Below are 26,683 nucleotides of genomic sequence, written 5' to 3'. Positions count from 1 at the left end.
CGGTGCCCCCGCCCGGAGACCGGACGGGGGCACCGTGCGAGCGAAGTGCCTTACAGACCGAGCTCGACCTCGAACTCGCCCGCCTCCAGGATCGCCTTGACCGCGGTCAGGTAACGGGCCGCGTCGGCGCCGTCCACCAGACGGTGGTCGTAGGAGAGGGTCAGGTACGTCATGTCGCGGACGCCGATGACCGTGCCCTCCTCGGTCTCGATGACCGCCGGACGCTTGACCGTGGCACCGATGCCGAGGATCGCGACCTGGCCCGGCGGCACGATGATCGTGTCGAAGAGCGCACCGCGCGAACCGGTGTTGGAGATGGTGAAGGTCGCGCCGGACAGCTCGTCGGGCGTGATCTTGTTGGCGCGGACCTTGCCGGCCAGCTCCGCCGTGGCCTTCGCGATGCCGGCGATGTTGAGGTCGCCCGCGTGCTTGATGACCGGGGTCATCAGGCCCTTCTCGGAGTCCACCGCGATACCGATGTTCTCGGTGTCGAAGTAGGTGATCGTGCCTTCGCCCTCGTTGATCTTGGCGTTGATGGGCGCGTGCGCCTTCAGCGCCTGGGCGGCCGCCTTGACGAAGAACGGCATCGGGGAGAGCTTGACGCCCTCCCGGGCCGCGAACGCGTCCTTGGCACGGGCGCGCAGCTTCATCAGACGGGTGACGTCGACCTCGACGACCGAGGACAGCTGCGCCTGCTCGTGCAGTGCCTTGACCATGTTGTCGCCGATGACCTTGCGGATGCGCGGCATCTTGACGGTCTGGCCACGGAGGGGGGAGGCCTCCAGCGTCGGCGCCTTCTTGGCGGCGGCGGCCGGAGCGGCGGCGGCCGGAGCCGGAGCAGCGGCGGCGGCCTTCGCGGCCTCGGCGGCGGCGACGACGTCCTGCTTGCGGATACGGCCACCGACGCCGGTGCCCTTGACGGCGGCCAGGTCGACGCCGTGCTCGGCGGCGAGCTTGCGCACCAGCGGGGTCACGTAGGCGCCGTCGTCACCGGAGGTCGCGGCGGGCGCCGGGGCCGGGGTGACCGGGGCGGGAGCCGGAGCGGCCGGCGCCGGAGCCGTCTGCTGCTGCGGGGCCGGGGCCGGGGCGGCGGGCGCCTGCGGGGCCGGAGCCGGGGCAGGAGCGGGCGCCGGAGCCGCGGGGGCCGGAGCCGGGGCGGGGGCCTCGGCGGCCGGGGCGGGAGCGGCGGGGGCCGGGGCAGCGGCCGGAGCCGCACCCGGGGCGCCGATGACGGCGAGCTTCGCGCCGACCTCGGCGGTCTCGTCCTCGCCGACCACGATCTCCAGCAGCACGCCGGCGGTGGGCGAGGGGATCTCGGTGTCGACCTTGTCGGTGGAGACCTCGAGCAGGGGCTCGTCCTCCGCGACCTCCTCGCCGACCTCCTTCAGCCACCGGGTGACGGTGCCCTCGGTGACGGACTCGCCGAGCGCGGGCAGGACGACGTCCGTGCCCTCGGCGCTGCCGCCGCCGGAAGCGGCCTCGGCGGTGGGAGCGGGCGCCGGGGCGGCCTGCTCGGTGGACGGAGCGGCCGCGGCCGGCTCCGGGGCGGGCTCGGCGACCGGCTCGGCGGCCGGGGCCGGGGCAGCGGCCGGGGCGCCGGTGCCGTCGTCGATCACGGCCAGCTCGGCGCCGACCTCGACCGTCTCGTCCTCGGCGACCTTGATGGAGGCCAGGACACCGGCGGCGGGGGAGGGGATCTCGGTGTCGACCTTGTCGGTCGACACCTCGAGCAGCGGCTCGTCGGCCTCTACACGCTCACCCTCGGCCTTCAGCCAGCGGGTGACAGTGCCCTCGGTGACGCTCTCGCCGAGCGCCGGAAGGGTTACGGAAACCGCCATGGTTTCGGTTGCTCCTTACGAATTGCGGAAGTCTGTGTGCGAAGCGGAGTCGCTTCGTCGACCGAGGGTCAGTCGTGCGAGTGGAGCGGCTTGCCGGCCAGGGCCAGGTGCGCCTCGCCGAGTGCCTCGCTCTGCGTCGGGTGGGCGTGGATGAGCTGCGCGACCTCGGCGGGCAGCGCCTCCCAGTTGTAGATCAGCTGGGCTTCGCCGACCTGCTCGCCCATGCGGTCGCCGACCATGTGGACGCCGACCACGGCACCGTCCTTGACCTGGACGAGCTTGATCTCGCCCGAGGTGTTCAGGATCTTGCTCTTGCCGTTGCCCGCGAGGTTGTACTTCAGAGCGACGACCTTGTCCGCGCCGTAGATCTCCTTGGCCTTGGCCTCGGTGATGCCCACGGAGGCGACCTCGGGGTGGCAGTAGGTCACCCGCGGGACGCCGTCGTAGTCGATCGGGACGGTCTTCAGACCGGCCAGACGCTCCGCCACCAGGATGCCCTCGGCGAAGCCGACGTGCGCGAGCTGGAGCGTGGGGACCAGGTCGCCGACGGCGGAGATGGTCGGGACGTTGGTGCGCATGTACTCGTCGACCAGGACGTAGCCGCGGTCCATCGCGACGCCCTGCTCCTCGTAACCGAGACCGGCGGAGACGGGCCCGCGGCCGACGGCCACCAGCAGCAGCTCGGCCTCGAACTCCTTGCCGTCGGCGAGGGTGACCTTGACACCGTCCTGGGTGTACTCGGCCTTCTGGAAGAAGGTGCCCAGGTTGAACTTGATGCCGCGCTTGCGGAACGCGCGCTCAAGAAGCTTGGAGGAGTTCTCGTCCTCGAGAGGGGCGAGGTGCTTGAGGCCCTCGATGATGGTGATGTCGGTCCCGAAGGACTTCCAGGCGGAGGCGAACTCGACGCCGATGACACCGCCGCCGAGGACGATCGCGGACTTCGGCACCCGGTCCAGCACGAGCGCGTGGTCCGAGGAGATGATCCGGTTGCCGTCGATCTCCAGGCCCGGCAGCGACTTCGGCACGGAGCCGGTCGCCAGGAGCACGTGACGCCCCTGGACGCGCTGGCCGTTGACATCGACCGACGTCGGGGAGGAGAGGCGCCCCTCACCCTCGATGTAGGTGACCTTCCGGGAGGCGACAAGCCCCTGCAGGCCCTTGTACAGGCCGGCGATGACGCCGTCCTTGTACTTGTGGACCCCGGCGATGTCGATGCCCTCGAAGGTGGTCTTCACACCGAACTGCTCGCTCTCGCGGGCCTGGTCGGCGATCTCGCCCGCGTGCAGCAGGGCCTTGGTGGGGATGCACCCTCGGTGCAGGCAGGTACCGCCGACCTTGTCCTTCTCGATCAGGGCGACGTCAAGCCCCAGCTGCGCCCCGCGCAGGGCCGCGGCGTAACCGCCACTACCACCGCCGAGGATCACTAGGTCGAAAACGGTGCTGGCGTCGTTCGCCACGTCACGTCCTCCATGCATGTGCGCCGTACGCCGGTCTGCAGTGACCGGGCGGCGGCTGGTGTCCGGCCGCTCTTTCTTCGGCCCTGTGGTGGGGGCCCTGTCCTGCCGAGCCCCATCTTCGCACTTGTCGGCACTGAACGAGACGCCGGGCCGGGGTGTGAGACACCACACGCTCACATGAGAACGAGGGGCGCGGTGAGACACCCGAAGGGGCGTGGGGAACTGCGCGACCAGCCACAACCGGCCCGCAGTCGCCCACGCCCCTCGGGCGTCGAGCTCTCAGGCGAGCATCAGCCCAGGTCACCCGACGCGGTCAGCTCCGCGAGCCGCACCAGCGTGCGCACCGCGGATCCCGTGCCGCCCTTGGGCGTGTAGCCGAACGGCCCGCCGTCGTTGAACGCGGGACCCGCGATGTCCAGGTGCGCCCAGGCGATGCCCTCGCCCACGAACTCCCGCAGGAACAGACCCGCGACCAGCCCGCCGCCCATCCGCTCACCCATGTTCGCGATGTCGGCGGTGGGGGAGTCCATCCCCTTGCGCAGGTGCTCCGGCAGCGGCATCGGCCAGGCAGGCTCGCCGACCTCCTCCGCGGCCTCGTGCAGAGCCGTGCGGAAGGAGTCGTCGTTCGCCATGATCCCGAAGGTCCGGCTCCCCAGGGCGAGCATCATCGCGCCGGTCAGCGTCGCCACGTCCACGATCGCGTCCGGCTTCTCCGCCGACGCCGCCCACAGCGCGTCGGCCAGCACCAGCCGGCCCTCGGCGTCGGTGTTGAGCACCTCCACCGTCTTGCCGCTGTACATCCGCAGCACGTCACCCGGCCGGGTCGCCGACCCCGACGGCATGTTCTCGGCCAGCGCCAGCCACCCGGTCACGTTGACCTCGAGACCCAGCCGCGCGGCCGAGACCACGGCCGCGAACACCGCCGCCGCCCCGCTCATGTCGCACTTCATCGTCTCGTTGTGGCCCGCAGGCTTCAGCGAGATGCCGCCCGAGTCGTACGTGATGCCCTTGCCCACCAGCGCGAGGTGCTTCTTCGCCTTGGACGAGGTGTACGACAGCTTCACCAGCCGCGGCCCCGACGCCGACCCCGCGCCGACGCCGAGGATGCCGCCGTAGCCGCCCTTCTCCAGGGCCTTCACGTCGAGCACCTGCACCTTGAGCCCGTGCTCCTTGCCCGCCGCCTGCACGATCGCGGCGAAGGCCTCGGGGTTCAGGTCGTTCGGCGGCATGTTGATGAGGTCGCGGGCGCGGTTGAGCTCCTCGCAGACCGCGACGGCCCGGGCGAGCGCGGCCTTGTGGGCGGCGTCGCGCGGCTTGCCGCCCAGGAGCGCGGCCTCGGCGAGCGGCGCCTTGCCGTTCTTCGCCTTCGGGTCCTTGCCGTTCTCCTTGTAGGCGTCGAAGGAGTACGCGCCGAGCAGCACGCCCTCGGCTACCGCGCCGACGTCGGCGGCGTCGCCCAGCGGCAGCACGAAGGCGGCCTTCTTCGCGCCGGTCAGCGCGCGGGCGGCGACACCGGCCGCCTTGCGCAGGGCCTCAGGGGCGAAGGAGGAGTCCTTCTCGGGCTCGGCGCCCAGGCCGACCGCCACCACGAGGGGGGCCTTGAGACCGGAGGGCGAGGGCAGCTTGGTCACCTCGCCCTCGGCGCCGGAGGCACCGAGGGTCTCCAGGACGCCGGCGAGCCTGCCGTCGTACGCCTTGTCCACTGATTCGGCGCCCGGCGCCACGACCGGGCCCTTCGCGCCCTTGGCGACACCGATCACGATCGCGTCGGCCCGCAGGCCGGGCGCCGCGGAGGTGCTGAGAGTCAGAGCAGTCACGGTGGTGAATTCTCGCTTCCGATGTGAAGTTTGCTTGAGTCGAGCGGGTGGGTCGACCGGGCCCGACGGCCGACCCTATTTCGTGTCCGAACACGGGCCCCGATCGGGGCCTTCACCCCTGTCGGCGACCACCCGGGAAGAGCCTACGCTCGGGTCGGCCGCCGATCCTTCCGCACGCCCTGGAGCCCACCCCTTGAAGCGCCCTCTCCTGCTCGCCGCCCTGCTCCTCCTGGTGACGGGCTGCTCGACCACGTCCGACGCCCGGCCCGGTGACTCCCGCTGGCGGCCCCGCCCCGGCATCGCCTGGCAGTGGCAGCTGACCGGCCGCGTCGACACCTCCGTGGACGTGCCGGTCTACGACATCGACGGCTTCGACCAGACCGAGGCGGTGGTGTCCGCCCTGCACGACAAGGGCCGCAAGGTCATCTGCTACCTCTCCACGGGTGCCTGGGAGGACTGGCGGCCCGACGCCGACAGGTTCCCCAAGTCGGTGATCGGGCGCGGCAACGGCTGGGAGGGGGAGCGCTGGCTCGACATACGCGCGACGGACGCACTGGAACCGCTCATGGCGGACCGCCTCGACATGTGCCGCGAGAAGGGCTTCGACGCGGTGGAGCCGGACAACATGGACGGCTACAGGAACCGCACGGGCTTCAGGCTCACGGCGGCCGACCAACTGCGCTACAACCGGCTGATCGCGAAGCTGGCCCATGAGCGGGGCATGGCCGTCGGGTTGAAGAACGACCTCGACCAGATCCCCCAGCTGGTGGGCGACTTCGACTTCGCCGTCAACGAGCAGTGCGCGCAGTACGACGAGTGCGCGGACACGGAGCCCTTCATCAAGGCGGACAAGGCCGTCCTCCACGTCGAGTACGAGCTGCCCACCAGCCGCTTCTGTGCCGAGTCCCGGCGGCTGAAGCTGAGTTCGATGCTGAAGAAGTACGAACTCGGGGTGTGGCGCGAGGCCTGCTAGAAGGTCAGCGACAGGACCACCAGGGCCGTCGTCCCGGCCGTCTCCGCCAGCCCTCCGAACACGTCCCCGGTCACTCCGCCGAAGCGGCGTGTGCAGTGCCGCAGAAGGAGTTCGGCCACCGCCACGGCGGCACCGACCGCGAGAACCGTCCGGACGAGGTCGTACGGTCCGAAGAGCGCCCCCGCCCCGGCCGCGCCCAGGGTCACGGCGGCGGCCGCGAGCACCGCCTCCCGCACCGGGACGACTCCCGCCACCGCGGCGCCCAGCCCCTCCGGGCGGGCCGGCGGGACCCCGGTGCGGGCCGCCAGGGTCAGGGCCAGGCGCGCGGCCGTCGCCGAGACCACCGCGGCCACCGCACCCCGCGTCCACGAGTCGCCGTACATCTGCGACAGGGCGGCCACCTGTCCGAGGAGCACCAGGACGAGGGTGATCACCCCGAACGGGCCGATGTCCGACTGCTTCATGATCCGCAGGGCGTCCTCGGCGGGCTTGCCGCTGCCCAGGCCGTCGGCGGTGTCGGCGAGGCCGTCGAGGTGCAGGCCCCGTGTCAGGACCGCCGGTACGGCCACCGTGGCGACGGCGGCCAGCGGTGCGGAGGCACCCAGGAACAGCAGCAGGAGGCCCACCGCCGCCGACGCTCCTCCCAGTGCCACCCCGACCAGCGGAGCGCACAGCATTCCGCCGTGTGCCGCCTCCCGGTCCCAGCGGGTCACCTTCACGGGGAGCACGCTGAGGGTGCCGAAGGCGAAACGGAGGCCGTCGAGCGGGGGCTGGGTCATGGACACGATCGGCAGGGTAGCCCGGACGCCGTAGCCGCCGGGCGGCCCACCCCCGGCGACCGGAGACTGGGTTCATGGGTCACTGGCTGCAGCGCAACATCGTGGAACCCGGCAAGCTGCCGCTGCTCCTCGCCCTGACCGCGTTCGTGCTGACCTTCCTGATCACGCGGGTCATCACCCGGCTCATCCGGGCGGGCAAGGGGCCCTTCGGCAACGTCAGCTCCGGAGGCGTGCACATCCACCACGTGGTGCCGGGGGTCGTTCTCACGGTCATCGGCGGCTTCGGCGCGGTCGCCAGCGGGCGGCACGGCTTCGGGGCGGGGTTGTGCGCGGTCGTCTTCGGGATGGGTGCGGGTCTGGTGCTGGACGAGTTCGCGCTGATCCTGCATCTCGACGACGTGTACTGGAGCGAGGAGGGCCGCAAGAGCGTCGAGGTCGTCGTCCTCACCGTGGCGCTGGTCGGACTGGTGCTCGCGGGGTTCTCGCCGTTCGGCGTCAACGACGTGACGCAGGACGAGGCCCAGGACCGCGGCGGTGTCATCACCAGCGTGGTGGTCAACTTCCTCTTCGCGATGCTCGTCCTGCTCAAGGGCAAGACCCGGATGGCGATCTTCAGCGTGATCGTCCCGCTCGTCGGCCTGATCGGCCTCATCCGGCTGGCCCGCCCGGGCTCCCCCTGGGCCCGGCGCTTCTACCGCCACCGCCCACGCGCCCGAGCCCGCGCCACCCTGCGCTCCTACCACCACGACAAACGCTGGTCGGGCCCCCGCCGAAGACTCCAGGACCTGATCGGCGGCAGACCGGACCCGACGACACCGCCACCTGCGCGACCCCACTGACGACGGACACGGTCGGCGGGCAGGGGCCGTTCACAAGAACCACCGACAGGACCACGCAACCCACCCACCGGCCGCTGCCCGCCCGCCGAGCCGCGGCCCGCCCGACCCCGCCCGCCTGACGGGACCCCACCCGTCGGCCGCTGCCCGCCCGCCGAGAGCTCGCTGCCGAGCCGCTGCCCACCTGACCCCGCCCGCCTGACCGCCGACGGACCCCGCCCGCCGCGCGCAGGCACCCGAGGCGAACCGTGCGCCGACGGTCGCCGAGGCCCCGGGGGCCGCACTCTCGCGCGCCCCCGACTCGCCACGAACCCTTACGCGGGACCCCACCGGTCCCGCCACACGTCCCCGCCCGCCGCCCGCCGCCCGCCGCCCGCCGCCCGCCGCCCGCCGCCCGCCGCCCGCCGCCCGCCAGCGTGTCACCGTCGGCCCGTTCGGCACTGTCACCGTCGGCCCGTGCGGCGTTGTCACCGTCGGTCCGCGCGGCGGCCTCCCGGGGTTCGGGGGTGGGAGCCGGGGCCGTTGTCGGTGGGTGGTGGGCCGGGTGCGGGTGACCTGGTGGGGCGGTGTCTGCGCAGGGCCGAAGCCGCGCACAGCAGCAGCATCGCCGCGATGGCCGCCAGGTGTTCCTTGCCGGCGAGGTTCTGTTTCACCAGGACCTCGACCAGCATCGCCGCGATCACCGCGCCCGCGGTGACCCGGGCTCCGTAGCGCCAGCCGAGGAAGACGGCGAGGCCCACCACGGCCGCCGACGGGCCGGTGTCGACGACGTGGGCGTCCGAGGCGGGCAGGCCGAGCGGGCTGTCGGGGCCCAGCCAGATGCCCACGCGTGCGTACAGCGTCCCGGCGAGCGTGGCCGCGTACGCCAGCGTGAGCGTCCGCCACCGGCCCAGACAGATCTCGGCGATCCCGAACACGAACAGGATCTGCGCCAGCGCACCCCACACGGGCAGGTCCAGAGCCGGCACGAACAGGGAGAGCGGAGTGCGGAGCAGGGCCACCCAGAGGGGATCCGCGGCGCGCACGGCACCGGCGTCCTGGACGAGGTCGTAGCCCCACGACTGGTTGTGCACGATGTGCAGCACCGCGGTCAGGCACACGGCCGTCAGGGCCAGAGGAACCGCCCGCCACCTCCGCCGGAGCAGCGGACCGCGCACGGCGACGTACAGCGGCCCCCACTCCGCGCGAGCCCAGCGGGCGAGCCTCTTCATCCCATGGTCCTCATCTGTGCGTACTCAGGCGCTCCCGGCGCCGCAGCCACCTCGGCAGCCCCGGCACCTCCAGGAACCCCTCCGCGCGGGCCGCGGCGATGCCGATGCGCGGCAGGTCCGCGCTCTTCTCGAAGAGCAGGAAACGCGGTTCCCAGATGGGCCGGTACTTGGCGTTGGCCCGGTACAGCGACTCGATCTGCCACCAGCGGGAGAAGAAGCTGAGCAGCGACCGCCACAGCCGCAGCACCGGTCCGGCACCAAGACGCGCCCCACGTTCGAAGACCGAACGGAACATGGCGAAGTTGAGCGAGACCTGGGTGATCTGAATCTCCTGCGCCCGGTTCAGCAGCTCGATGACCATGAACTCCATGAGGCCGTTGTCCGCGTCGCGGTCCCGGCGCATGAGGTCGAGGGACAGCCCGTGCGGCCCCCACGGCACGAAGGACAGCAGCGCCTTCAGCTCCCCGTCACCGTCGCTGCACTCCAGCGCCACGCACCGCCCGTCCGCCGGGTCCCCGAGCCGCCCCAGCGCCATGCTGAAGCCTCGCTCGGTGGCCCCGTCCCGCCACTCGTCGGCCCGTTGTACGAGAGCGTCCATCTCCTCGGCGGGGATGTCCTCGTGGCGCCGGATCCGCACGGTGTACCCGGCCCGTCTGACCCGGTTGTACGCCTGCCGGACGGTCCGCATCGCCCGCCCCTCCAGCGTGAACTCGGCGACCTCGACGATCGCCTCGTCGCCCAGCTCCAGCGCGTCCAGGCCGTGCCGCGCGTACACCGTCCCCGCGTCCTCGCCCGCCCCCATCACCGCCGGCAGCCAGCCGTGCTCCCGCGCCTGGGCGAGCCACGGCTCGATCGCCCCCGGCCAGGCCTCGGGGTCGCCGATCGGATCGCCGGAGGCCAGGGAGACCCCGCTGACCACCCGGTAGGTCACGGCGGCCTTCCCGGTCGGCGACCACACGGCGCTCTTGTCCCTGCGCAGCGCGAAGTACCCGAGCGAGTCGCGCTCGCCGTGCCGGTCGAGGAGTTCGCGCAGGCGCCGTTCGTCGTCCTCGGTGAGCGGGTCGACGGCACGCCGGGAGCGGAACGCGGCGTAGAAGACGGCGAGGACCAGGATCGTGCTGAGCACGTTGATGACGACGTTGACCCAGTTCGGCGTCGAGATGCCGTCGAAGCGGGAGTCGTCGGCGGCGACCGAGACCAGCCGCAGCGTGCCGTACCACCACCGCTCCGTGAAGGTCGACGACCCGGGCGCCTCGTTGGTGACGGTCACCAGCAGCGCGGCCAGCAGCGAGGACACGAGCAGTCCGCCCACGGCCACGGCGGCGGCGAGCCGCGGGTTGGACCGGTCACCCTTGGCGTAGAACTCCCGCCGGCCGACCAGCAGCGCGGCGACGAACGCGGCCGTCAGGGCCAGCGAGATCCAGTTCTGCGCGTACCGCCTGATCTCCGGGAACGCCATCGCGAGGACGAACAGCGCGAGGAACGCTCCCGACAGCACCAGGTTCAGGATCCATGCCGCGCGCTTGCGCCGCCGCATGGTGATGGCGAGGAAGGCCGTGAACACCCCGGAGGCGAAGCCCGCCGTCAGCAGGTACGGCGTGAAGTAGTCCTCCTGGTTGTGCCGCCGCACGTCCTGCCCCAGCGAGACCCACACCGCGCTGAGGAGGTTGACGAACGAGACGACCCGCAGATACCAGACGGCGAACCCGGCGGCCCGCCGGGAGGCGATGGTGGACGGTCGACGGGTGCCGGTGTTGAGGACATCTCCCATGAAAAGGGATCATGCCCCTCTTCTTCGCCGCGGCGGCGTTCAGCCACGACGGCACATCCCGGCGGTGCCCGACCGGCCGAACCCGCCTACTCGTCCTTCTCCTCCGGCTCCTCGGAGGCAACAGTGGGCCGCTCCGGCAGCTCGGCGGCCAGCGCCGCCGCGGCCTGCACCAGCGGCAGTGCCAGCAGTCCGCCCGCGCCCTCCCCGACCGTCACGCCATGGTCGAGCAGCGGCTCCAGGGCCATCCGGTCCAGCGCCTTCGACTGCCCCGGCTCCCCGCTGTTCTGCCCGGCCAGCCACCAGTCCGGCGCCCGGAACGCGATCCGCTGCCCCACCAGCGCACAGGCGGCCACGACCACCCCGTCCAGCACGACCGGCAGCTTGCGCACCGCGCTCTGCAGCAGAAAGCCCGTGATCGCCGCGAGGTCGGCCCCGCCCACCGTCGCCAGCAACTGCAACTGGTCCCCGAGCACCGGCCGCGCCCGCCGCAGCGCGTCCCGGATCGCCGCGCACTTGCGCATCCACGCCAGGTCGTCGATCCCGGTCCCGCCGCGCCCGGTCACCACGGACGCGTCGGTCCCGCACAGCGCCGCGACCAGCACCCCGGCCACCGTGGTCCCGCCCACGCTGACATCGCCGAGCACCACGAGATCCGTACCGGAGTCGGCCTCCTCGTCGGCCACCGCGACCCCGGCCCGGAAGGCGGCCTCCGCCTCCTCCAGGGTCAACGCGTCCTCGACGTCGACACGACCGCTGCCGCGCCGCACCCGATGCCGTACGACGTCCTCCGGCAGCTCGGCCGGATCGCAGTCCAGCGCCATGTCGACGACCCGCACCGGCACGCCGAGGCGCCGCGCGAGGATCGACACCGGCCGGCCGCCTTCCAGGACCTCCCGCACCAGCTCCGAGGCGCTGCCCGCGGCCCGCCCCGAGACGCCCAGTTCCGCGACCCCGTGGTCACCGGCGAACAGCACGACCCGCGGCCGCTCGACCGGCCGTACCGGTACGGCCGACTGCGCCGCGGCCAGCCACTCACCGAGTTCGTCGAGGCGGCCCAGCGCCCCGGGAGGCACGATCTGACGCTCCCTGCGCGCCTCGGCGTCGCGGCGCACCCCGCCGTCGGGGCGCTCGATCAGATCGGTGAAGTCGTCGAGATTAAGCGAGCTCATTCGCCGAACAGTACCGGCCCTGATCGAACACGGCGGCGCCACGGGGCCTTGACGTCATTGCACCCAAGATCGGGATCCCATACGTTCCGTTTTATAGCGAATTGCCGTGCGTCCCCGGGAGGCCCCATGACCGCACCAACCGCCCCTTCCGTACGGCGTCTTCGCTCCACCGCCCGCGCGATGGTGCCGTTCCCCGAACCCGAGAGCTGGCTGGACGTGGAGACGGGGGACGCGGACTTCCCGGAGGCGGCGCGCACGTTCTTCCCCTACACGGCCTTCGACGGCCTGGACCTCACCCCCCGCGTCCTGCACGCCCAGGCGGTCGAGCGCCTGGAGGAGGGCTACCAGGGGCGTCTGACGGACCCGCGGATCACCGTCCGTCTGCGCGCCCGCTACGACGTGGTCAGCCTGCTGAACCGGCACGCGGACCCCGAGGAGCTCGAGGCGGCCCTCGCCGTCCTGCGCCCGGGGGGCCACCTCCTGGTGGAATCCCCGGACGACCCCCGCCCCGAACTGGAGTCCCGGGGCTGCACCGTCCTCGCGACGGCCCGCAGATCCGCGCACGTCCCGGACCGTCTGACGGCCCGTCTGCCCGGCACCCTGCCCCCGTGGGTGAGCGGACCGCTGACGTCCACCGCGAGAGCACTGGACCACGCCCTGGCCCTCCTCCTCGCCGGCACCCGCTTCGCGAAGACCTACCGGGTGATCGCCCGCAAGGAGCCCACAGCCCCACAGGCCTTGCCCACAGCCGCGCAGAACCGGCCCGCAGCCCCGCAGGGCTTGCCCCCAGCTCCGCAAGACCCGCCTTCGGCCGCGCAGAGTCCGCCTGCAGCTCCGCAGGGCTTGCCCGCACGCCCGCAGAGCCCGCCCGCAGTCGCGCAGGGCTTGCCCTCGGTCCCGCTGAGTCCGCCCTCAGCCCGGCAGGGCTTGCCCTCGGCCGGGCAGAGCCCGCCCGCAGTCCCGCAAGACCCGCCCGCACCCCCGCAGAACCCGCCCTCAGCCCCGTAGGACCATCGCCTGTCCCGCCACCACCAGCACCACCTGCTCGCACTCGCCCGCGAACGCCGCGTTCAGGCGTCCCAGCTCGTCCCGGTAGCGGCGCCCGGAGGCGGTGGCCGGGACGATGCCCGACCCCACCTCGTTCGACACGGCCACCACCGTCCGCCGTGCGCCCCGCACCGCCTCCGTCAACTCCCGCACGCGCGACCGCAGTTCCCGCTCCCCGCCGTCGGCCCACTCCGCGTCGTCCCACGCCCCGACGGTGTCCATCGCGTCCGTCAGCCACAGCGACAGACAGTCGATCAGCAGCGGCGCCCCCCCGTCCTTGAGCAGGGGCACCAGGTCGCACGTCTCGGCCGTACGCCACGACCCCGGCCGCCGCTCCCGGTGCGCGGCGACCCGCGAGGCCCACTCGGTGTCCCCGTTGCGCGAGCCGCCGGTCGCCACGTACAGCACACCGGGGAACGCCTCCAGCCGCCGCTCGGCCTCCACCGACTTCCCGGACCGCGCTCCACCGAGCACCAGCGTCCGGCGCGGCACATCCGGTACGTCCTCGTAGACCCCGACGACCAGGGTCGTCCCGTCGGGCACGGCCCGCGCACCGGCGGCGGCGAGCCTGCGCCGCAGCTCCGCGCCGGGCGGCACGTCGTGATCGACATGGACGGCGACCACATCGGTCGTGGGCCCCGCGGCCCCCACGGCCCGCAGCCGGGCGAGCGCGTCCGGCCGCCGTACGACGTCGGCGAGCACCATGTCGTACGACTCCACGGCCCCGTTCTCCAGCCCGGCGGGCGCACCCCCCGGCGGCAGGTACAGCACCCGCTGGCCGTCGGGCCCGGTGACGGCGTACCCGGTCCCCGGCGCGTCCAGCGCCACGGCCCGCACCCGATGCCCCGTCAGCAACGCCAACTCCCGCCCGTCCGGCACCCGCCCCGGCTGCGGAAGCCCGGCGGGCACCTCGACGGGGGGCCCGTCATGGGGATGCGACAGCAGGACCTGCTTGACACCTGCGAGTGAATGGCCCGCGCGCGCGGCGGCGAAGGCGGCCCCGGGAGTGAGATCGAGCAGCAACGTCTCGTCGATGAGCACGGCGGTGGCGGCCCGGGCGTCCGCACCGAGCGCGACTGCACAGGCGGCGCAGGGGCAGAAGGGGCGGGGTAGGCCGTCGGGGGCACCGGTGCCGAGCAATGTCAGTTCCACGGCACGATTCTCGCCGGTGCCCGTTGATCCAGCGCGCGCAGAGACCCCTTCAAGGGGCGCCCACCGGCCCACACCCGGAGACGCACCGCTTAGGGTGCTCTTCGTAACGGATCAAACACGGGAGGCTCACATGGCGACATGGACCTGGCGATTCGAGACGGCCGACGGTGCGGAGACCCAGCCCGCCGTGGAGCCCGAGGAGTTCACCACCCAGGGCGACGCCGAGTCCTGGCTCGGTGAGTACTGGAAGCCTTTGCTCGCCGGCGGTGCGGAACAGGTGCGCCTGTTCGAGGACGCCACCGAGATCTACGGCCCGATGAGCCTGAAGGCCGCCGAAGAGGCGTGACCGGGAAGGGCGGGGGCGATCGGACCGCCCTCGCCCGCCGCTCTCCCCTTACGGCCGGTGCATCCGCCGCCGGCGCCGCGCCGTCCCCGGCACCCCGACCCGCCCCGTTCGGTTCGCCCGAACCGGCTCAGCCGCGCACTCCGCACAGGTGCAGCAGCGCGGCGACCCCCCGATACGGATCCGTCCGCCCGGCTCGCTCCTCGCAGGCCAGCAGTGTCTCCGCGTCGGCAGGCGCCTCGGTGTCGTCCGCGGCGTTGTCCGTGAACACCCGCACGCCGTACCAGGCCTGGAGCGGAGCCCCGATCCCGGCGAGCGTGGCGGTGAGCGTGCTCAGCCGGTCGGCCCGTACGTCGAGCCCCAGCCGGTTGCGGTACGTGGTGCTGTCGAAGGCGTCCAGCGCCCCGGCCCAGTCCCCGGCCAGCCCCGGCCGCATCGCGAGCGCGTCGGCGTTGCGCACGAGCAACGACAGCAGTCCGCCCGGTGCCAGCATCCGCGCCAGCCCGGCGAGCAGTGGATCCGGCTCCTCGACGTACATGAGCACGCCGTGGCACAGCACCACGTCGAAGCTGCCCGGCAGGAAGTGCACCCCGGTGTCCCGGCCGTCGCCCTCGATGATCCGCATCCGCTCCCGGATGCCCTCGGGCTCGGCGGACAACGAGTCCCGCGCCGCCGCGACCATCGTGGAGTCCTGTTCGAGCCCGGTCACCTGATGCCCGGCCCGGGCCAGCCGCAGCGCCTGCGTGCCCTGGCCCATGCCCACGTCGAGCACCCTCAGCCGCTGCCCGACCGGGTACCGCCCGACTATCTGCTCGTCGAGCTGCCGGGCCACCAGCTCCTGTCGTACGACATTCCGCAGCCCGCCCAGCTTTCCCAGCCAGGCATCAGCCGCACCCCCGGAGAAAGACGTCGTACTCAGGGCCGCTCTCCGCGCTTGACCTGCGGCTTGGGCAGCCGGAGGCGACGCATCTGGAGGGAGCGCATCAGGGCGTAGGCCACCGCGCCCTTGCGGCTCTGGTCCGGGAAGCGCTCGGTGAGCCGCTTCTTCAGACGGAAACCGGTGAGGATCGAGTCGAGCACGATCAGCACGATCACGACCAGCCACAGCAGCAGCGCGATGCTCTGGAGCGCGCCCACCCGCACCAGGCTCAGCACGAGGATGACCACGGCCATGGGCAGGAAGAACTCCGCCACGTTGAACCGCGCGTCGATGAAGTCGCGGGCGAACTTGCGCACCGGGCCCTTGTCCCGCGCGGGCAGGTACCTCTCGTCGCCGCCGGCCAGCGCCTGGCGCTGCCTGTCCAGGGCCGCACGGCGCTCCTCGCGCTGGCGCTTGGCGGCGTCCTTGCGCGTGAGCGAGGTGTTGGCGACGCTGCGGCGCTGGGACTGCGACTCACTGCGCTTGGGCGTCGGGCGGCCCTTGGGGGCCTGCGGGTCGCGGGGCTGCTTGGAGTCGGTCAGCTGCGCCTTGTCGGCGACAGCGGCCTTCTCTTCCTTGGTGGCACGGCTACGGAACACAAAACCCAAGGGTAAGGGGTGTCCGGGGTTGGACCCCAGCCCCGTGGGGAACGATCCGGCAACACCAGTCGTCATCAAGGGGGACAGAGGGGACGTCCGGTGACTGGTCGCTCACCCTGAAGGTCACCTACTCCTTACGCCGGAGCAAGGGATTGGTCAGTCGTCCTTGGGGATGAGCGCATCCGTCCCGGAACAGTGCGTCAATGGATGCAGGGCCCGTACTGTGGGTTCTGTCGCAGAGCTGGAGCTGGAAGTCCGTCAGAAGGGGGCGCGCGAAGCCCATGAGCGGTGTCATGAAGCGTATGGGGATGATCTTCCGCGCGAAGGCGAACAAGGCCCTTGACCGGGCCGAGGACCCGCGCGAAACCCTCGATTACTCGTACCAGAAGCAGCTCGAACTGCTCCAGAAGGTACGCCGGGGCGTGGCCGACGTGGCCACCTCCCGCAAGCGCCTGGAACTCCAGCTGAACCAGCTGCAGTCGCAGTCCTCCAAGCTGGAGGACCAGGGCCGCAAGGCGCTCGCGCTCGGCCGGGAGGACCTCGCCCGTGAGGCGCTGTCCCGCCGGGCCGCGCTCCAGCAGCAGGTGACCGACCTGGAGACCCAGCACTCGACGCTGCAGGGCGAGGAGGAGAAGCTCACCCTTGCGGCCCAGCGCCTCCAGGCCAAGGTGGACGCCTTCCGGACCAAGAAGGAGACCATCAAGGCGACCTACACCGCGGCCCAGGCGCAGACCCGGATCGGCGAGGCCTTCTCCGGCATCTCCGAGGAGATGGGCGACGTGGGCCTGGCCATTCAGCGGGCCGAGGACAAGACGGCCCAGCTCCAGGCCCGGGCCGGCGCCATCGACGAACTCCTTGCCTCGGGTGCCCTGGACGACCAGTCCGGCATGCACAAGGACGACATCCAGGCCGAGCTGGACCGGCTCTCCGGTGGTACGGATGTAGAGCTGGAACTGCAGCGCATGAAGGCGGAGCTGGCGGGAGGCTCCTCGTCGCAGCAGGCCATCGAGGGCGGCACCGGCCAGTCGCAGTCCCAGCAGCCGCAGGACACTCCACGCTTCGACAAGCAGTAGGTCCCACGCCGAGGAGGGCGACATGATCGTACGGATCATGGGGGAGGGGCAGGTGAGGCTGGCCGAGAGCCACCTCGCCGACCTGAACAAACTGGACGACGAGCTGTTGGCCGAGATGGAGAACGGCGACGGTCCGGGCTTCCGCCGCACCCTCCAAGCCCTCCTCACCAGGGTTCGGGACCTGGGCACCCCGCTCCCGGACGACTCCCTGGAACCCTCGGAACTGATCCTCCCCTCCCCGGACGCCACGCTGGAGGAGGTCCGGGAACTGCTCAGCGACGACGGCTTGATCCCGGGCTGAAGTTTCGATGCCGGTTCAGGGCGATCCAGCCCGTCCGGCGTTTGAGGACGAGGCCCGCAAGGGCCGACGGGGGGCTGGGGGCGCAGCCCCCAGAGACGCGCGCCCACCACTGGCCGCAAGTCGGAAGGTACAGGCAGCCCCCGGTCCAAGCGACGCAGGACCCCGTACCGTTGGCAGACGTGACCACCCTCGCCCGAGTCCGCCGCCAGCTCAAGGCGCACCCCGTGGCGGCCGACGCCGTCCTCGCCGCAGGCGTCCTGCTCTGCATGGTGGCCGGCTCCTTCGTGGACCCCCACGGCGAGCACGACGTCAGCTGGAGCATCCGCACCCCGGCCCCCCTCAGCCTCGTCCTCATCGCGCTCGCCGCCGCGGCCCTGGTCTTCCGCCGCCGCGCCCCCCTGACCGTGCTCGCCCTCACCGGCACCGCCTCCGTCATCGAGTGCGTCACCGGCGACCCGCGCGCCCCCGTCGCCATGGCCGCCGTGATCGCCCTCTTCACGGTCGCCTCGACCACCGACCGTCCCACCACCTGGCGCGTCGGCCTGCTCACCATGACCGTCCTCACCGGCGCCGCGATGCTCGCCGGCCCGCTGCCCTGGTACGCCCAGGAGAACCTCGGCATCTTCGCCTGGACCGGCATCGGCGCCACCGCCGGCGACGCCGTCCGCAGCCGCCGGGCCTTCGTCCAGGCCATCAGGGAGCGCGCCGAGAAGGCCGAACGCACCCGCGAGGAGGAGGCCCGCCGAAGGGTCGCCGAGGAGCGCCTGCGCATCGCCCGCGACCTGCACGACGTCGTCGCCCACCACATCGCCCTGGTCAACGTCCAGGCCGGAGTCGCCGCGCACGTCATGGACAAGCGCCCCGACCAGGCCAAGGAGGCCCTCGCCCACGTCCGCGAGGCCAGCCGCTCCGCCCTGGGCGAGCTGCGCGCCACCGTCGGCCTGCTCCGGCAGTCCGGCGACCCCGAGGCCCCCACCGAACCCGCCCCGGGCCTCGCCCGCCTCGACGAACTCGTCGGCACCTTCCGCAGCGCGGGACTCCATGTCGAGGTCGCCCGCGCCGACCACGGCACCACCCTGCCCGCCGCCGTGGACCTGGCCGCCTACCGGGTCATCCAGGAAGCGCTCACCAACGTCCAGAAGCACGCCGGTACGGACGCGAAGGCCGAGGTCAGCGTCGTACGGGTCGGACCGGATGTGGAGATCACCGTCCTCGACAACGGCAACGGCGAGGACCACGACCCGGACGGCCCCGACAGCGGCGGCGGCCACGGCCTGCTCGGCATGCGCGAGCGCGTCACCGCCCTGCGCGGCACCCTCACCACCGGTCCCCGCTACGGGGGCGGATTCCGCGTCCATGCGATGCTGCCGGTCAAGACCCGATCCGCAGCCAAGGACCAGCCGGGAGAGCCCGTATGACGATCCGTGTCCTGCTCGCCGACGACCAGGCACTGCTGCGCAGCGCCTTCCGTGTGCTCGTCGACTCGGAGCCGGACATGCAGGTGGTCGGGGAGGCGTCCGACGGCGCCGAGGCCGTGCGGCTGACCCGGGAGGAGGGCGCCGACGTCGTCCTCATGGACATCCGGATGCCCGGCACGGACGGCCTCGCGGCCACCCGCATGATCAGTGAGGATCCCTCCCTCGCCCATGTCCGGGTGGTCATCCTGACGACCTTCGAGGTCGACGACTACGTCGTGCAGTCCCTGCGCGCCGGCGCCTCCGGCTTCCTCGGCAAGGGCAGCGAACCCGAGGAACTCCTCAGCGCCATCCGGGTCGCGGCGGGCGGCGAGGCCCTGCTGTCCCCGGCCGCCACCAAGGGCCTGATCGCCCGCTTCCTGGCCCAGGGCGACGCCGAGGACAACGACCCGGTGCGCTCCGAACGCCTCGCCGCCCTCACCGTCCGCGAGCGCGAGGTCCTCGTCCAGGTCGCCGGCGGCCACTCCAACGACGAGATCGCCGAGCGCCTCGAGGTCAGCCCGCTCACCGTCAAGACCCACGTCAACCGGGCCATGGCAAAGCTGGGCGCCCGGGACCGGGCCCAGCTCGTGGTGATCGCGTACGAGTCGGGGCTGGTACGGCCGAGGGTGGAGTGACACTGGGTGCGTGTACTGCGCCAGGAGTAGGCGCCGTATAAGGAAATGGACCTGGGGCCTACGAAACAGCGCACAGCCATGGCCCAGGGTTGAGGAGCCGTTTCTGCCGCTCACAGAATTGAGAACCCTCACCCATGTCCTGGCTGTCCCGATTCAGCCTCGCGCAACGGGCCCTGATAGGCCTGATGTCCCTCGTCGCGATCGTGTTCGGCGCGATCGCGATCCCGCAGCTGAAGCAGCAACTCCTGCCCACCATCGAACTGCCGATGGTGTCGGTGATCGCGCCCTACCAGGGCGCCGCCCCCGACGTCGTCGAGAAGCAGGTCGTCGAGCCCATCGAGGACAACCTCGAGGCCGTCGACGGCATCTCCGGCGTCACCTCCACGGCGAGCGAGGGCAACGCCGTCATCATGGCGTCCTTCGACTACGGCAACGACACCAAGCAGCTCGTCGCCGACGTCCAGCTCGCCGTCAACCGGGCCAGGCTCCCGCAGGACGTGGACCCCCAGGTCGTCGCCGGCTCCACGGACGACATGCCGACGGTCGTCCTCGCCGTCACCGCGGACAAGGACCAGCAGGCCCTCGCGGACCAGCTGGACCGGACCGTCGTCCCGGATCTGAAGAACATCGACGGCGTCGGCCAGGTGACCGTCAGTGGTGTCCGTGACCTGCAGGTCTCCGTCACGCCCGACGACCGCGAGCTCGCGGCGGCCGGTCTGACGACCCAGTCCCTCGCCCAGGCCCTCCAGGCGGGCGGCGCGACCGTCCCGGCCGGCTCCTTCGACGAGGACGGCGCCAACAGGACCGTTCAGGTGGGCGGCGGCTTCACCTCGCTCGAGCAGATCCAGAACCTCATGGTCAAGGGCTCGGGCAAGCCGGTCCGGCTGGCCGATGTGGCCACCGTGCGGCAGACGCAGGCCCCGGCCGACTCCATCACCCGCACCGACGGCAGGCCGAGCCTGTCCGTCGCGGTCACCATGGACCACGACGGCAGCGCGGTCGCCATCTCGGACGCGGTCGAGGACAAGCTGCCCGGTCTGCGCAAGGACCTCGGTTCCGGCGCGACGATCACCGTCGTCAGCGACCAGGGCCCGGCCGTCTCGAAGGCCATCTCCGGCCTGACCACGGAGGGCGCGCTCGGCCTGCTCTTCGCGGTCCTGGTGATCCTGGTCTTCCTGGCCTCGGTCCGCTCGACGCTGGTCACGGCGGTCAGCATCCCGCTCTCCGTCGTCCTGGCCCTGATCGTCCTGTGGACCCGCGACCTCTCGCTCAACATGCTGACGCTGGGCGCGCTGACCATCGCGATCGGCCGGGTCGTCGACGACTCCATCGTCGTACTGGAGAACATCAAGCGGCACCTCGGCTACGGCGAGGAGCGCCACTTCGCGATCCTCACCGCGGTCCGCGAGGTGGCCGGAGCGGTCACCTCCTCGACCCTCACCACGGTCGCCGTGTTCCTGCCGATCGGCCTGGTCGGCGGCATGGTGGGCGCACTGTTCGGCGCGTTCAGCCTGACGGTGACGGCGGCCCTGCTGGCCTCGCTGCTGGTCTCGCTCACGGTCGTCCCGGTCCTGTCGTACTGGTTCCTGCGCGCCCCGAAGGGCACCCCCGAGGACGCCGACGAGGCACGCCGGGCGGCGGAGGCGAAGGAGGCGAGGAGCAGGCTCCAGCGGCTCTACGTCCCCGTCCTGCGCTTCGCCACCAGGCGCCGGCTGACGAGCGTGCTGCTGGCGGCCGTGATCCTGATCGGCACCTTCGGCATGGCCCCGCTCCTGAAGACCAACTTCTTCGACCAGGGCGAGCAGGAAGTCCTCACCGTCAAGCAGGAGTTGAAGCCCGGCACCAGCCTGGCCGCGACCGACGTCCAGGCGAGGAAGGTCGAGAAGCTCCTCGCCGGCACGAAGGGCGTCAAGGACTACCAGGTCACCATCGGCTCCTCCGGCTTCATGGCGGCCTTCGGCGGCGGCACGGACACCAACCAGGCGTCCTACCAGGTGATGCTGGACGACTCGGCGAAGCACGACGCCGTCCAGGACGACATCGAGGCGGGCCTGAAGAAGCTCGACGGCATCGGCACCACGACCGTCGCCGCCGGTGACGGCTTCGGCAGCCAGGACCTCAGCGTGGTCGTGAAGGCGGCCGACGCGAAGGTCCTGCGCGAGGCGTCCGAGAAGGTGCGCAGGACGGTGGCCGGCCTGGACGACGTCACGGACGTCACCAGCGACCTCGCGCAGAGCGTGCCGCGCATCTCGGTGAAGGCCGACGACAAGGCCGCGGCGGCCGGCTTCGACGACCAGACCCTGGGCGCCGCGGTGACCCAGGCGGTCAAGGGCACGACGGCCGGCCGGGCGATCCTGGACGACACCGAGCGCGATGTCGTCATCACGTCGGCGAAGCCCGCGGCGACCCTCGACCAGCTGAGGAACCTGCGGCTCGGCCCGGTGAAGCTGGGGGACATCGCCACGGTGAAGCTGGTGGACGGTCCGGTGTCGATGACGCGGATCGACGGCCAGCGGGCCGCCACGATCACCGCGAAGCCGACCGGCGACAACACGGGCGCGGTCAGCGCGGACCTCACGTCCAAGCTGGACGCGCTGAAGCTCCCGGAGGGCGCCACGGCCGAGATCGGCGGAGTCACCTCGGACCAGGACTCGGCGTTCAAGAACCTGGGCCTGGCGATGCTCGCGGCGATCGCGATCGTCTTCATGCTGCTGGTCGCGACCTTCCGCTCCCTGGCCCAGCCGCTGATCCTGCTGGTGTCGATCCCCTTCGCGGCCACCGGCGCGATCGGCCTCCTGATCGTGACGGGCACCCCGATGGGCGTCCCCGCGATGATCGGCATGCTGATGCTCATCGGCATCGTGGTGACGAACGCGATCGTGCTCATCGATCTGATCAACCAGTACCGCAAGCAGGGGTACGGCGTGGTGGAAGCCGTGATCGAGGGCGGCCGGCACCGTCTGCGCCCGATCCTGATGACGGCCCTGGCCACGATCTTCGCGCTCCTCCCGATGGCGCTGGGCGTCACCGGCGAGGGCGGCTTCATCGCGCAGCCGCTCGCGGTGGTCGTGATCGGCGGCCTGATCACCTCGACGCTGCTGACCCTGCTCCTGGTCCCGACGCTCTACACGATGCTGGAGCTCCGCAAGGAGCGCCGGGCGAAGAAGCGGGCGGCGAAGCGGGGCGAGACCCCCGCGCAGCCGGCCCGGGCCGCCGAGGAACCGGAACCGGCGGGCGTCTGACCCGGCAGGAGCCCCCGCGGCGTCGGCTGCGGGGGCTCCCGCCGTTCCACGAAAGCCGGGAAAAAGAATTTCCCACGGCGATGTCGAGAACCCGTGCCCTGCTCCGTCCCCGTGGTGAGAGCGGCCAGAATGGGGCCGCACCGGGATACAGGAGAGACATCATGGCCAAGTACCTGTTGCTCAAGCACTACCGTGGCGCCCCCGCTCCGGCCAACGACGTGCCCATGGAGCAGTGGACCCCCGAGGAGATCTCGGCCCACGTGCAGTACATGCGGGACTTCGCGGAACGGCTGGAGAAGACCGGGGAGTACGTCGACGGGCAGGCCCTCGCTCCCGAGGGCACGTGGGTGCGGTACGACGGCGAGGGGCGCCCGCCCGTCACCGACGGGCCGTTCGCCGAGACCAAGGACCTCATCGCCGGCTGGATGGTGATCGACGTCGACAGCTACGAGCGGGCCCTCGAACTGGCCGGGGAACTCTCGGCCGCCCCCGGCGCCGGCGGGAAGCCGATCCACGAATGGCTGGAGCTGCGCCCGTTCTACGCCTCCTCGCCCACTGCCACGGACGACTGCCACGCCGGTGGATGAGGCGCTGCTCAGAAGCCTGACCCCGGGCGTGCTCGCCGTCCTCGTCCGCCGCGGAGCAGACTTCGCGGCGGCCGAGGACGCCGTCCAGGACGCCCTCGTCGAGGCGGTCCGGGTCTGGCCGGCCGACCCGCCGAGGGACGCGAAGGGCTGGCTGGTCACCGTGGCCTGGCGCAAGTTCCTCGACGCGACCCGCTCGGACACCGCCCGGCGCCGGCGCGAGGACCGTGTCGAGGAGGAACCGGCGCCCGGGCCCGCGCCCGGCGTGGACGACACGCTCCAGCTGTACTTCCTGTGCGCCCACCCCTCGCTCACCCCGTCGTCCGCGGTCGCGCTCACCCTGCGTGCGGTCGGCGGCCTGACCACCCGGCAGATCGCCCAGGCGTACCTCGTCCCCGAGGCGACCATGGCGCAGCGGATCAGCCGCGCCAAGCGGACCGTCTCCGGGGTGCGGTTCGACCAGCCAGGCGACGTCGCCACCGTGCTGCGCGTCCTCTACCTCGTCTTCAACGAGGGCTACTCGGGCGATGTCGACCTGGCCGCCGAGGCGATCCGCCTCACCCGGCAGCTCGCCGCCGCCATCGACCACCCCGAGGTCGCGGGACTGCTCGCCCTCATGCTGCTCCACCACGCCCGCCGCGCCTCGCGCACCGCGCCCGACGGCAGCCTGGTGCCGCTCGCCGAGCAGGACCGCACCCGCTGGGACACCGCGGCCATCGCCGAGGGTGTACAGATCCTCCAGAGCGCCCTCGCCCGCGACCGGCTGGGCGAGTTCCAGGCCCAGGCCGCCATCGCCGCCCTGCACGCCGACGCGCCCACCGCCGAGGAGACCGACTGGGTGCAGATCGTCGAGTGGTACGACGAACTCGCCCGGCTGACCGACAGTCCCGTGGTCCGCCTCAACCGGGCGGTCGCCGTGGGCGAGGCCGACGGCCCCCGCGCGGGCCTGGCCGCGCTGGCCGCGGTCGAGGACTCGCTGCCCCGCCACACCGCGGCCGCCGCCTATCTCCACGAACGCGCGGGCGACCTGACCACCGCGGCCCGCCTGTACGCCGAGGCCGCCCACAAGGCCCCCAACCTCGCCGAACGCGACTACCTGACCCGCCGGGCGGCCCGGCTCAACTCCCGTAAGCGGCACTGAAGGCGCGGACCTGGACCTTCCCGGGACGGGGCGGGCCGGCCCCGTTACATATGCTGGAGCCTCGGACTGCCGCACGGGGGAAGGGGATGCGGGCGTGCCGCTTCACAAGGACGACCCGAAATCGGTCGGCGGGTACAGACTGGTCGACCGGCTCGGGTCCGGGGGGATGGGCATCGTCTACCGGGGCAGATCCCGCTCGGGCCGCGAGGTCGCGGTGAAGGTCGTGCACGCCCAGTACGCCGAGGACCCCGTCTTCCGCACCCGCTTCCGCCAGGAGATCGAGGCCGTCCGCAAGGTGAGCGGTGCGTTCACCGCCCCGGTCGTGGACGCCGACCCCGAGGCGGCGCGGCCCTGGATGGCGACCCAGTACGTGCCCGGCCGCTCGCTCGCCGACCGGATCGACGAGCGCGGCCCCCTGCGGGAGACGGAACTGCGGCGCCTGGCGCTGGGGTTGGTGGAGGCCCTGCGGGACATCCACCGGGCCGGTGTGGTGCACCGCGACCTCAAGCCCGCCAATGTCCTGATGGCCGACGACGGCCCCCGCGTCATCGACTTCGGCATCTCCCGGGCGGCGGAGAACAACCCCCTCACCGAGACCGGCCAGATGATCGGCACCCCGCCCTTCATGTCCCCGGAACAGCTCACCGACGCCCGCACGGTCGGCCCGGCCTCCGATGTCTTCGCGCTCGGCGCGCTGCTGGTGTACACGCTCAGCGGCCGGGGGCCGTTCGACGCGGACAGCCCCTACCTCACGGCGTACCAGGTGATCCACGACGAACCCCGCCTGGACGGCGTGCGGGAGGAGTTGCGGGCCGTCCTGCAGAGCTGTCTGGCCAAGAAGGCAGCGGACCGGCCCGGGCTGGACGAGGTCGCCCGGGAGCTCGCGCGGGTGCTGCCCGAGGAGACGACGGACGGCCCGCAGACGGTGACGCTGCTCGGGGACCTGCCGGACCCGTCCGACACCGGTGCCCCGCACCCGGACTCGCCCACGACCCCCGGCCGCCGCCGGCTGCGCCCGCTGTGGACGGCGACCGCCGCGATCGGCGCGCTGGCCCTCGGGCTGACGGCGTATCTGCTGGGCGGCCCGGGACGGACGGAGAGCGACGGCGGGGGCGGCACGGTCCGTGCCGAGGGCGCCGCCTCCCGCTGGACGGAGCTGCCCAGCGGCTGGCAGCCCTGGCAGACGACGGTGTACGCCACCGCGGAGCGGGGCCTGAAGAAGGGGATCACCCTTCTGGAGGGCGGGGTCGACAGCGGCCCGGAGTGCCAGATGTACGAGGGCTCCCTCTACTGCGCGGGGGACGCGGTGCTGCCCGTGCGCCTCGACGGCACCACCGGACGGGTCGACTGGCGCGCCGACGGGGTGCCGTCCCTCCCGATGAAGAGGTCGTACTTCTTCTGGCTCCTCGGGGTCGCGGACGACGTCATGCTGGTCAAGCAGCAGTACCAGCCGGAGGGCGGGGACCTCGTGATCTCGGTCATCGCCCTCGACACCAAGACGGGGAAACGGCTCTGGCACCGCACGGTGGACGGGCGGTCCACGCATGTGTTCCTCTCCGGTGACCTGGTGCTCGTCCCGGACATCGGCCGCGGAACGCTGACCGCGCGTTCGGCGCGCACCGGCGACCGGCGCTGGACGGCGCCGCTTCCGTCGGGGATGCAGTGCGATCCGGCGCACACGAACGTGGGCCTGTATTTGGAGTGCATGCCGGGCATGACGCCCAGCAAGACCATTCTGCTGCTCGGCTTCGACCGCTCCGACGGCTCGGTGCGCCGTATGGAGGTGCCGGCCCTGTCGACGCTGGTCGGCACGTACGACGGCCGCCTGCTCTACCTCGAGGCCGCCGAGGAAGTACCGGGGCACCTGAGCACCGGTACGAAGGGTCCCTTCGCCCGGATCCGGCTGGTCGACCCGGACACCGGCGCCGCCACGACGACGGAGCTCGCCAAGGAGTTCGAGGGCACCGTGACGGCGGCGGACGGCACCCTGTGGTTCACCGGCGCCTCCGGCCGGGTGACCGCCGTGTCGGTCCGCACCGGAAAGCAGCTGTGGCAGACCCAGACGAGCCTGGAGCAGCCGGGCGGTGTCACCCCCGGCCCGGGCGCACGGGTGGTCTGTCTGTCCAGTGCCAGCGGGCGGGTCGCGGCCCTGGACGCCAGGAAGGGCACGCTGCTGTGGAAGACCCCGCCGCGCGCCAAGTGGGTGAACGCCCAGAACGATCTGCCGCCCGAGGTGCTGCTCGACAAGGGCGCCCTGGTCGTCACCACCCCGTCCGGCGACGTCTTCACCCTCGACCCCGCCCACCCCGAGCGGACCTCCGCGTCGGGGTGAGCGTGGC

At 72.2% G+C, this 26,683-nt stretch carries 22 protein-coding genes; 12 read left to right on the top strand and 10 right to left on the bottom strand.

The window, feature by feature from the left end:
* Positions 1–50 precede the first annotated feature (50 nt).
* The 3 genes from sucB to IOD14_RS34240 form a co-directional block, all read right to left on the bottom strand.
* Positions 51–1,838, bottom strand: coding sequence for a 2-oxoglutarate dehydrogenase, E2 component, dihydrolipoamide succinyltransferase (gene sucB, locus IOD14_RS34250; protein ID WP_123988681.1), 1,788 nt, complete (start codon positions 1,836–1,838; stop codon positions 51–53).
* A 68-nt stretch (positions 1,839–1,906) separates the two neighbouring features.
* Positions 1,907–3,295 (bottom strand): dihydrolipoyl dehydrogenase, encoded by a 1,389-nt coding sequence (lpdA, locus tag IOD14_RS34245; RefSeq protein ID WP_174269101.1) that lies wholly within the window; start codon positions 3,293–3,295, stop codon positions 1,907–1,909.
* A gap of 290 nt (positions 3,296–3,585) precedes the next feature.
* The gene (locus tag IOD14_RS34240) at positions 3,586–5,112 is read right to left on the bottom strand and encodes a leucyl aminopeptidase (protein ID WP_212672348.1); all 1,527 of its coding nucleotides are present in this window, start codon (positions 5,110–5,112) and stop codon (positions 3,586–3,588) included.
* 193 nt (positions 5,113–5,305) lie between these two features.
* Here IOD14_RS34240 and IOD14_RS34235 point away from each other — a divergent pair, with 193 nt between their 5' ends.
* Positions 5,306–6,085 carry an endo alpha-1,4 polygalactosaminidase gene (locus IOD14_RS34235; protein WP_123988678.1) on the top strand — a complete coding sequence of 260 codons (780 nt, stop codon included), beginning with the start codon at positions 5,306–5,308 and terminating at the stop codon, positions 6,083–6,085.
* Here the strand turns inward: IOD14_RS34235 and IOD14_RS34230 are convergent.
* Positions 6,082–6,864 carry an adenosylcobinamide-GDP ribazoletransferase gene (locus IOD14_RS34230; protein WP_212673450.1) on the bottom strand — a complete coding sequence of 261 codons (783 nt, stop codon included), beginning with the start codon at positions 6,862–6,864 and terminating at the stop codon, positions 6,082–6,084. The two genes, IOD14_RS34235 and IOD14_RS34230, sit on opposite strands and share 4 nt — an antisense overlap.
* Before the next feature lie 74 nt (positions 6,865–6,938).
* On the opposite strand from IOD14_RS34230, the gene IOD14_RS34225 reads away from it, so the two are divergent.
* The gene (locus IOD14_RS34225; protein ID WP_123988677.1) at positions 6,939–7,703 is read left to right on the top strand and encodes a hypothetical protein; all 765 of its coding nucleotides are present in this window, start codon (positions 6,939–6,941) and stop codon (positions 7,701–7,703) included.
* A gap of 464 nt (positions 7,704–8,167) precedes the next feature.
* On the opposite strand, the gene IOD14_RS34220 is transcribed toward IOD14_RS34225, so the two are convergent.
* From IOD14_RS34220 to cobT, 3 genes are all read right to left on the bottom strand, one after another.
* Positions 8,168–8,911 (bottom strand): hypothetical protein, encoded by a 744-nt coding sequence (locus IOD14_RS34220; RefSeq protein WP_249126125.1) that lies wholly within the window; start codon positions 8,909–8,911, stop codon positions 8,168–8,170.
* A 10-nt stretch (positions 8,912–8,921) separates the two neighbouring features.
* A complete protein-coding gene (locus tag IOD14_RS34215) occupies positions 8,922–10,682 on the bottom strand; it encodes a phosphatidylglycerol lysyltransferase domain-containing protein (protein ID WP_212672347.1) in 1,761 nt (586 codons plus the stop codon).
* Between the two features lie 86 nt (positions 10,683–10,768).
* The gene (gene cobT / locus IOD14_RS34210; protein WP_123988675.1) at positions 10,769–11,851 is read right to left on the bottom strand and encodes a nicotinate-nucleotide--dimethylbenzimidazole phosphoribosyltransferase; all 1,083 of its coding nucleotides are present in this window, start codon (positions 11,849–11,851) and stop codon (positions 10,769–10,771) included.
* Positions 11,852–11,977: 126 nt separating this feature from the next.
* On the opposite strand from cobT, the gene IOD14_RS34205 reads away from it, so the two are divergent.
* Positions 11,978–12,859: a hypothetical protein gene (locus IOD14_RS34205; protein WP_249126124.1), complete on the top strand. Its 882-nt coding sequence runs from the start codon at positions 11,978–11,980 to the stop codon at positions 12,857–12,859.
* On the opposite strand, the gene IOD14_RS34200 is transcribed toward IOD14_RS34205, so the two are convergent.
* Positions 12,848–14,050 carry a bifunctional adenosylcobinamide kinase/adenosylcobinamide-phosphate guanylyltransferase gene (locus tag IOD14_RS34200; protein ID WP_212672346.1) on the bottom strand — a complete coding sequence of 401 codons (1,203 nt, stop codon included), beginning with the start codon at positions 14,048–14,050 and terminating at the stop codon, positions 12,848–12,850. The genes IOD14_RS34205 and IOD14_RS34200 overlap by 12 nt on opposite strands.
* A 130-nt stretch (positions 14,051–14,180) precedes the next feature.
* Between IOD14_RS34200 and IOD14_RS34195 the strand changes: the two genes are divergently transcribed.
* Positions 14,181–14,396, top strand: a complete 216-nt coding sequence (locus IOD14_RS34195; protein ID WP_123988673.1) for a hypothetical protein — start codon at positions 14,181–14,183, stop codon at positions 14,394–14,396.
* A 127-nt stretch (positions 14,397–14,523) separates the two neighbouring features.
* Here IOD14_RS34195 and IOD14_RS34190 read toward each other — a convergent pair whose 3' ends face one another.
* Together IOD14_RS34190 and IOD14_RS34185 are read right to left on the bottom strand one after the other, a co-directional pair.
* Positions 14,524–15,225 carry a methyltransferase domain-containing protein gene (locus IOD14_RS34190; RefSeq protein ID WP_123988672.1) on the bottom strand — a complete coding sequence of 234 codons (702 nt, stop codon included), beginning with the start codon at positions 15,223–15,225 and terminating at the stop codon, positions 14,524–14,526.
* An 83-nt stretch (positions 15,226–15,308) separates the two neighbouring features.
* A complete protein-coding gene (locus IOD14_RS34185; RefSeq protein WP_123988671.1) occupies positions 15,309–15,986 on the bottom strand; it encodes a DUF3043 domain-containing protein in 678 nt (225 codons plus the stop codon).
* 218 nt (positions 15,987–16,204) lie between these two features.
* Between IOD14_RS34185 and IOD14_RS34180 the strand changes: the two genes are divergently transcribed.
* The 8 genes from IOD14_RS34180 to IOD14_RS34145 all read left to right on the top strand — a co-directional run bounded on the left by IOD14_RS34180 (position 16,205) and on the right by IOD14_RS34145 (position 26,676).
* The gene (locus IOD14_RS34180) at positions 16,205–16,984 is read left to right on the top strand and encodes a PspA/IM30 family protein (protein ID WP_234358555.1); all 780 of its coding nucleotides are present in this window, start codon (positions 16,205–16,207) and stop codon (positions 16,982–16,984) included.
* 22 nt (positions 16,985–17,006) lie between these two features.
* Positions 17,007–17,285: a hypothetical protein gene (locus IOD14_RS34175; protein WP_123988670.1), complete on the top strand. Its 279-nt coding sequence runs from the start codon at positions 17,007–17,009 to the stop codon at positions 17,283–17,285.
* A gap of 179 nt (positions 17,286–17,464) precedes the next feature.
* Positions 17,465–18,703: a histidine kinase gene (locus tag IOD14_RS34170; RefSeq protein ID WP_123988669.1), complete on the top strand. Its 1,239-nt coding sequence runs from the start codon at positions 17,465–17,467 to the stop codon at positions 18,701–18,703.
* Positions 18,700–19,377, top strand: a complete 678-nt coding sequence (locus IOD14_RS34165; RefSeq protein WP_123988668.1) for a response regulator transcription factor — start codon at positions 18,700–18,702, stop codon at positions 19,375–19,377. Before IOD14_RS34170 ends, IOD14_RS34165 begins: the two co-directional genes overlap by 4 nt.
* 134 nt (positions 19,378–19,511) lie before the next feature.
* A complete protein-coding gene (locus IOD14_RS34160; RefSeq protein ID WP_212672345.1) occupies positions 19,512–22,619 on the top strand; it encodes an efflux RND transporter permease subunit in 3,108 nt (1,035 codons plus the stop codon).
* 161 nt (positions 22,620–22,780) lie between these two features.
* Entirely contained in the window at positions 22,781–23,206 is a 426-nt protein-coding gene (locus IOD14_RS34155) for a YciI family protein (protein ID WP_123988666.1), read from the top strand.
* Positions 23,199–24,344 (top strand): DUF6596 domain-containing protein, encoded by a 1,146-nt coding sequence (locus IOD14_RS34150; protein ID WP_212672344.1) that lies wholly within the window; start codon positions 23,199–23,201, stop codon positions 24,342–24,344. The genes IOD14_RS34155 and IOD14_RS34150 overlap by 8 nt, the downstream gene beginning before the upstream one ends.
* A 94-nt stretch (positions 24,345–24,438) precedes the next feature.
* Positions 24,439–26,676, top strand: a complete 2,238-nt coding sequence (locus IOD14_RS34145; protein ID WP_212672343.1) for a serine/threonine-protein kinase — start codon at positions 24,439–24,441, stop codon at positions 26,674–26,676.
* Positions 26,677–26,683 lie beyond the last annotated feature (7 nt).

This window comes from Streptomyces sp. A2-16 (assembly GCF_018128905.1).
Classification (GTDB): Bacteria; Actinomycetota; Actinomycetes; order Streptomycetales; family Streptomycetaceae; genus Streptomyces.
The sequence above is the reverse complement of the archived record's forward strand: the minus strand, read 5'-3'. Positions and strand labels throughout refer to the sequence as shown.

What these genes read in the sequence shown, in the direction of transcription:
- IOD14_RS34175 (WP_123988670.1), top strand. Translation starts at nt 17,007, where the DNA reads ATGATCGTACGGATCATGGGGGAGGGGCAGGTGAGGCTGGCCGAGAGC.
- IOD14_RS34160 (WP_212672345.1), top strand. Translation starts at nt 19,512, where the DNA reads ATGTCCTGGCTGTCCCGATTCAGCCTCGCGCAACGGGCCCTGATAGGC.
- IOD14_RS34205 (WP_249126124.1), top strand. Translation starts at nt 11,978, where the DNA reads ATGACCGCACCAACCGCCCCTTCCGTACGGCGTCTTCGCTCCACCGCC.
- IOD14_RS34195 (WP_123988673.1), top strand. Translation starts at nt 14,181, where the DNA reads ATGGCGACATGGACCTGGCGATTCGAGACGGCCGACGGTGCGGAGACC.
- IOD14_RS34225 (WP_123988677.1), top strand. Translation starts at nt 6,939, where the DNA reads ATGGGTCACTGGCTGCAGCGCAACATCGTGGAACCCGGCAAGCTGCCG.
- IOD14_RS34180 (WP_234358555.1), top strand. Translation starts at nt 16,205, where the DNA reads ATGAAGCGTATGGGGATGATCTTCCGCGCGAAGGCGAACAAGGCCCTT.
- IOD14_RS34220 (WP_249126125.1), bottom strand. Translation starts at nt 8,911, where the DNA reads ATGAAGAGGCTCGCCCGCTGGGCTCGCGCGGAGTGGGGGCCGCTGTAC.
- IOD14_RS34165 (WP_123988668.1), top strand. Translation starts at nt 18,700, where the DNA reads ATGACGATCCGTGTCCTGCTCGCCGACGACCAGGCACTGCTGCGCAGC.
- cobT (WP_123988675.1), bottom strand. Translation starts at nt 11,851, where the DNA reads ATGAGCTCGCTTAATCTCGACGACTTCACCGATCTGATCGAGCGCCCC.
- IOD14_RS34230 (WP_212673450.1), bottom strand. Translation starts at nt 6,864, where the DNA reads ATGACCCAGCCCCCGCTCGACGGCCTCCGTTTCGCCTTCGGCACCCTC.
- sucB (WP_123988681.1), bottom strand. Translation starts at nt 1,838, where the DNA reads ATGGCGGTTTCCGTAACCCTTCCGGCGCTCGGCGAGAGCGTCACCGAG.
- IOD14_RS34155 (WP_123988666.1), top strand. Translation starts at nt 22,781, where the DNA reads ATGGCCAAGTACCTGTTGCTCAAGCACTACCGTGGCGCCCCCGCTCCG.
- IOD14_RS34215 (WP_212672347.1), bottom strand. Translation starts at nt 10,682, where the DNA reads ATGGGAGATGTCCTCAACACCGGCACCCGTCGACCGTCCACCATCGCC.
- IOD14_RS34185 (WP_123988671.1), bottom strand. Translation starts at nt 15,986, where the DNA reads ATGACGACTGGTGTTGCCGGATCGTTCCCCACGGGGCTGGGGTCCAAC.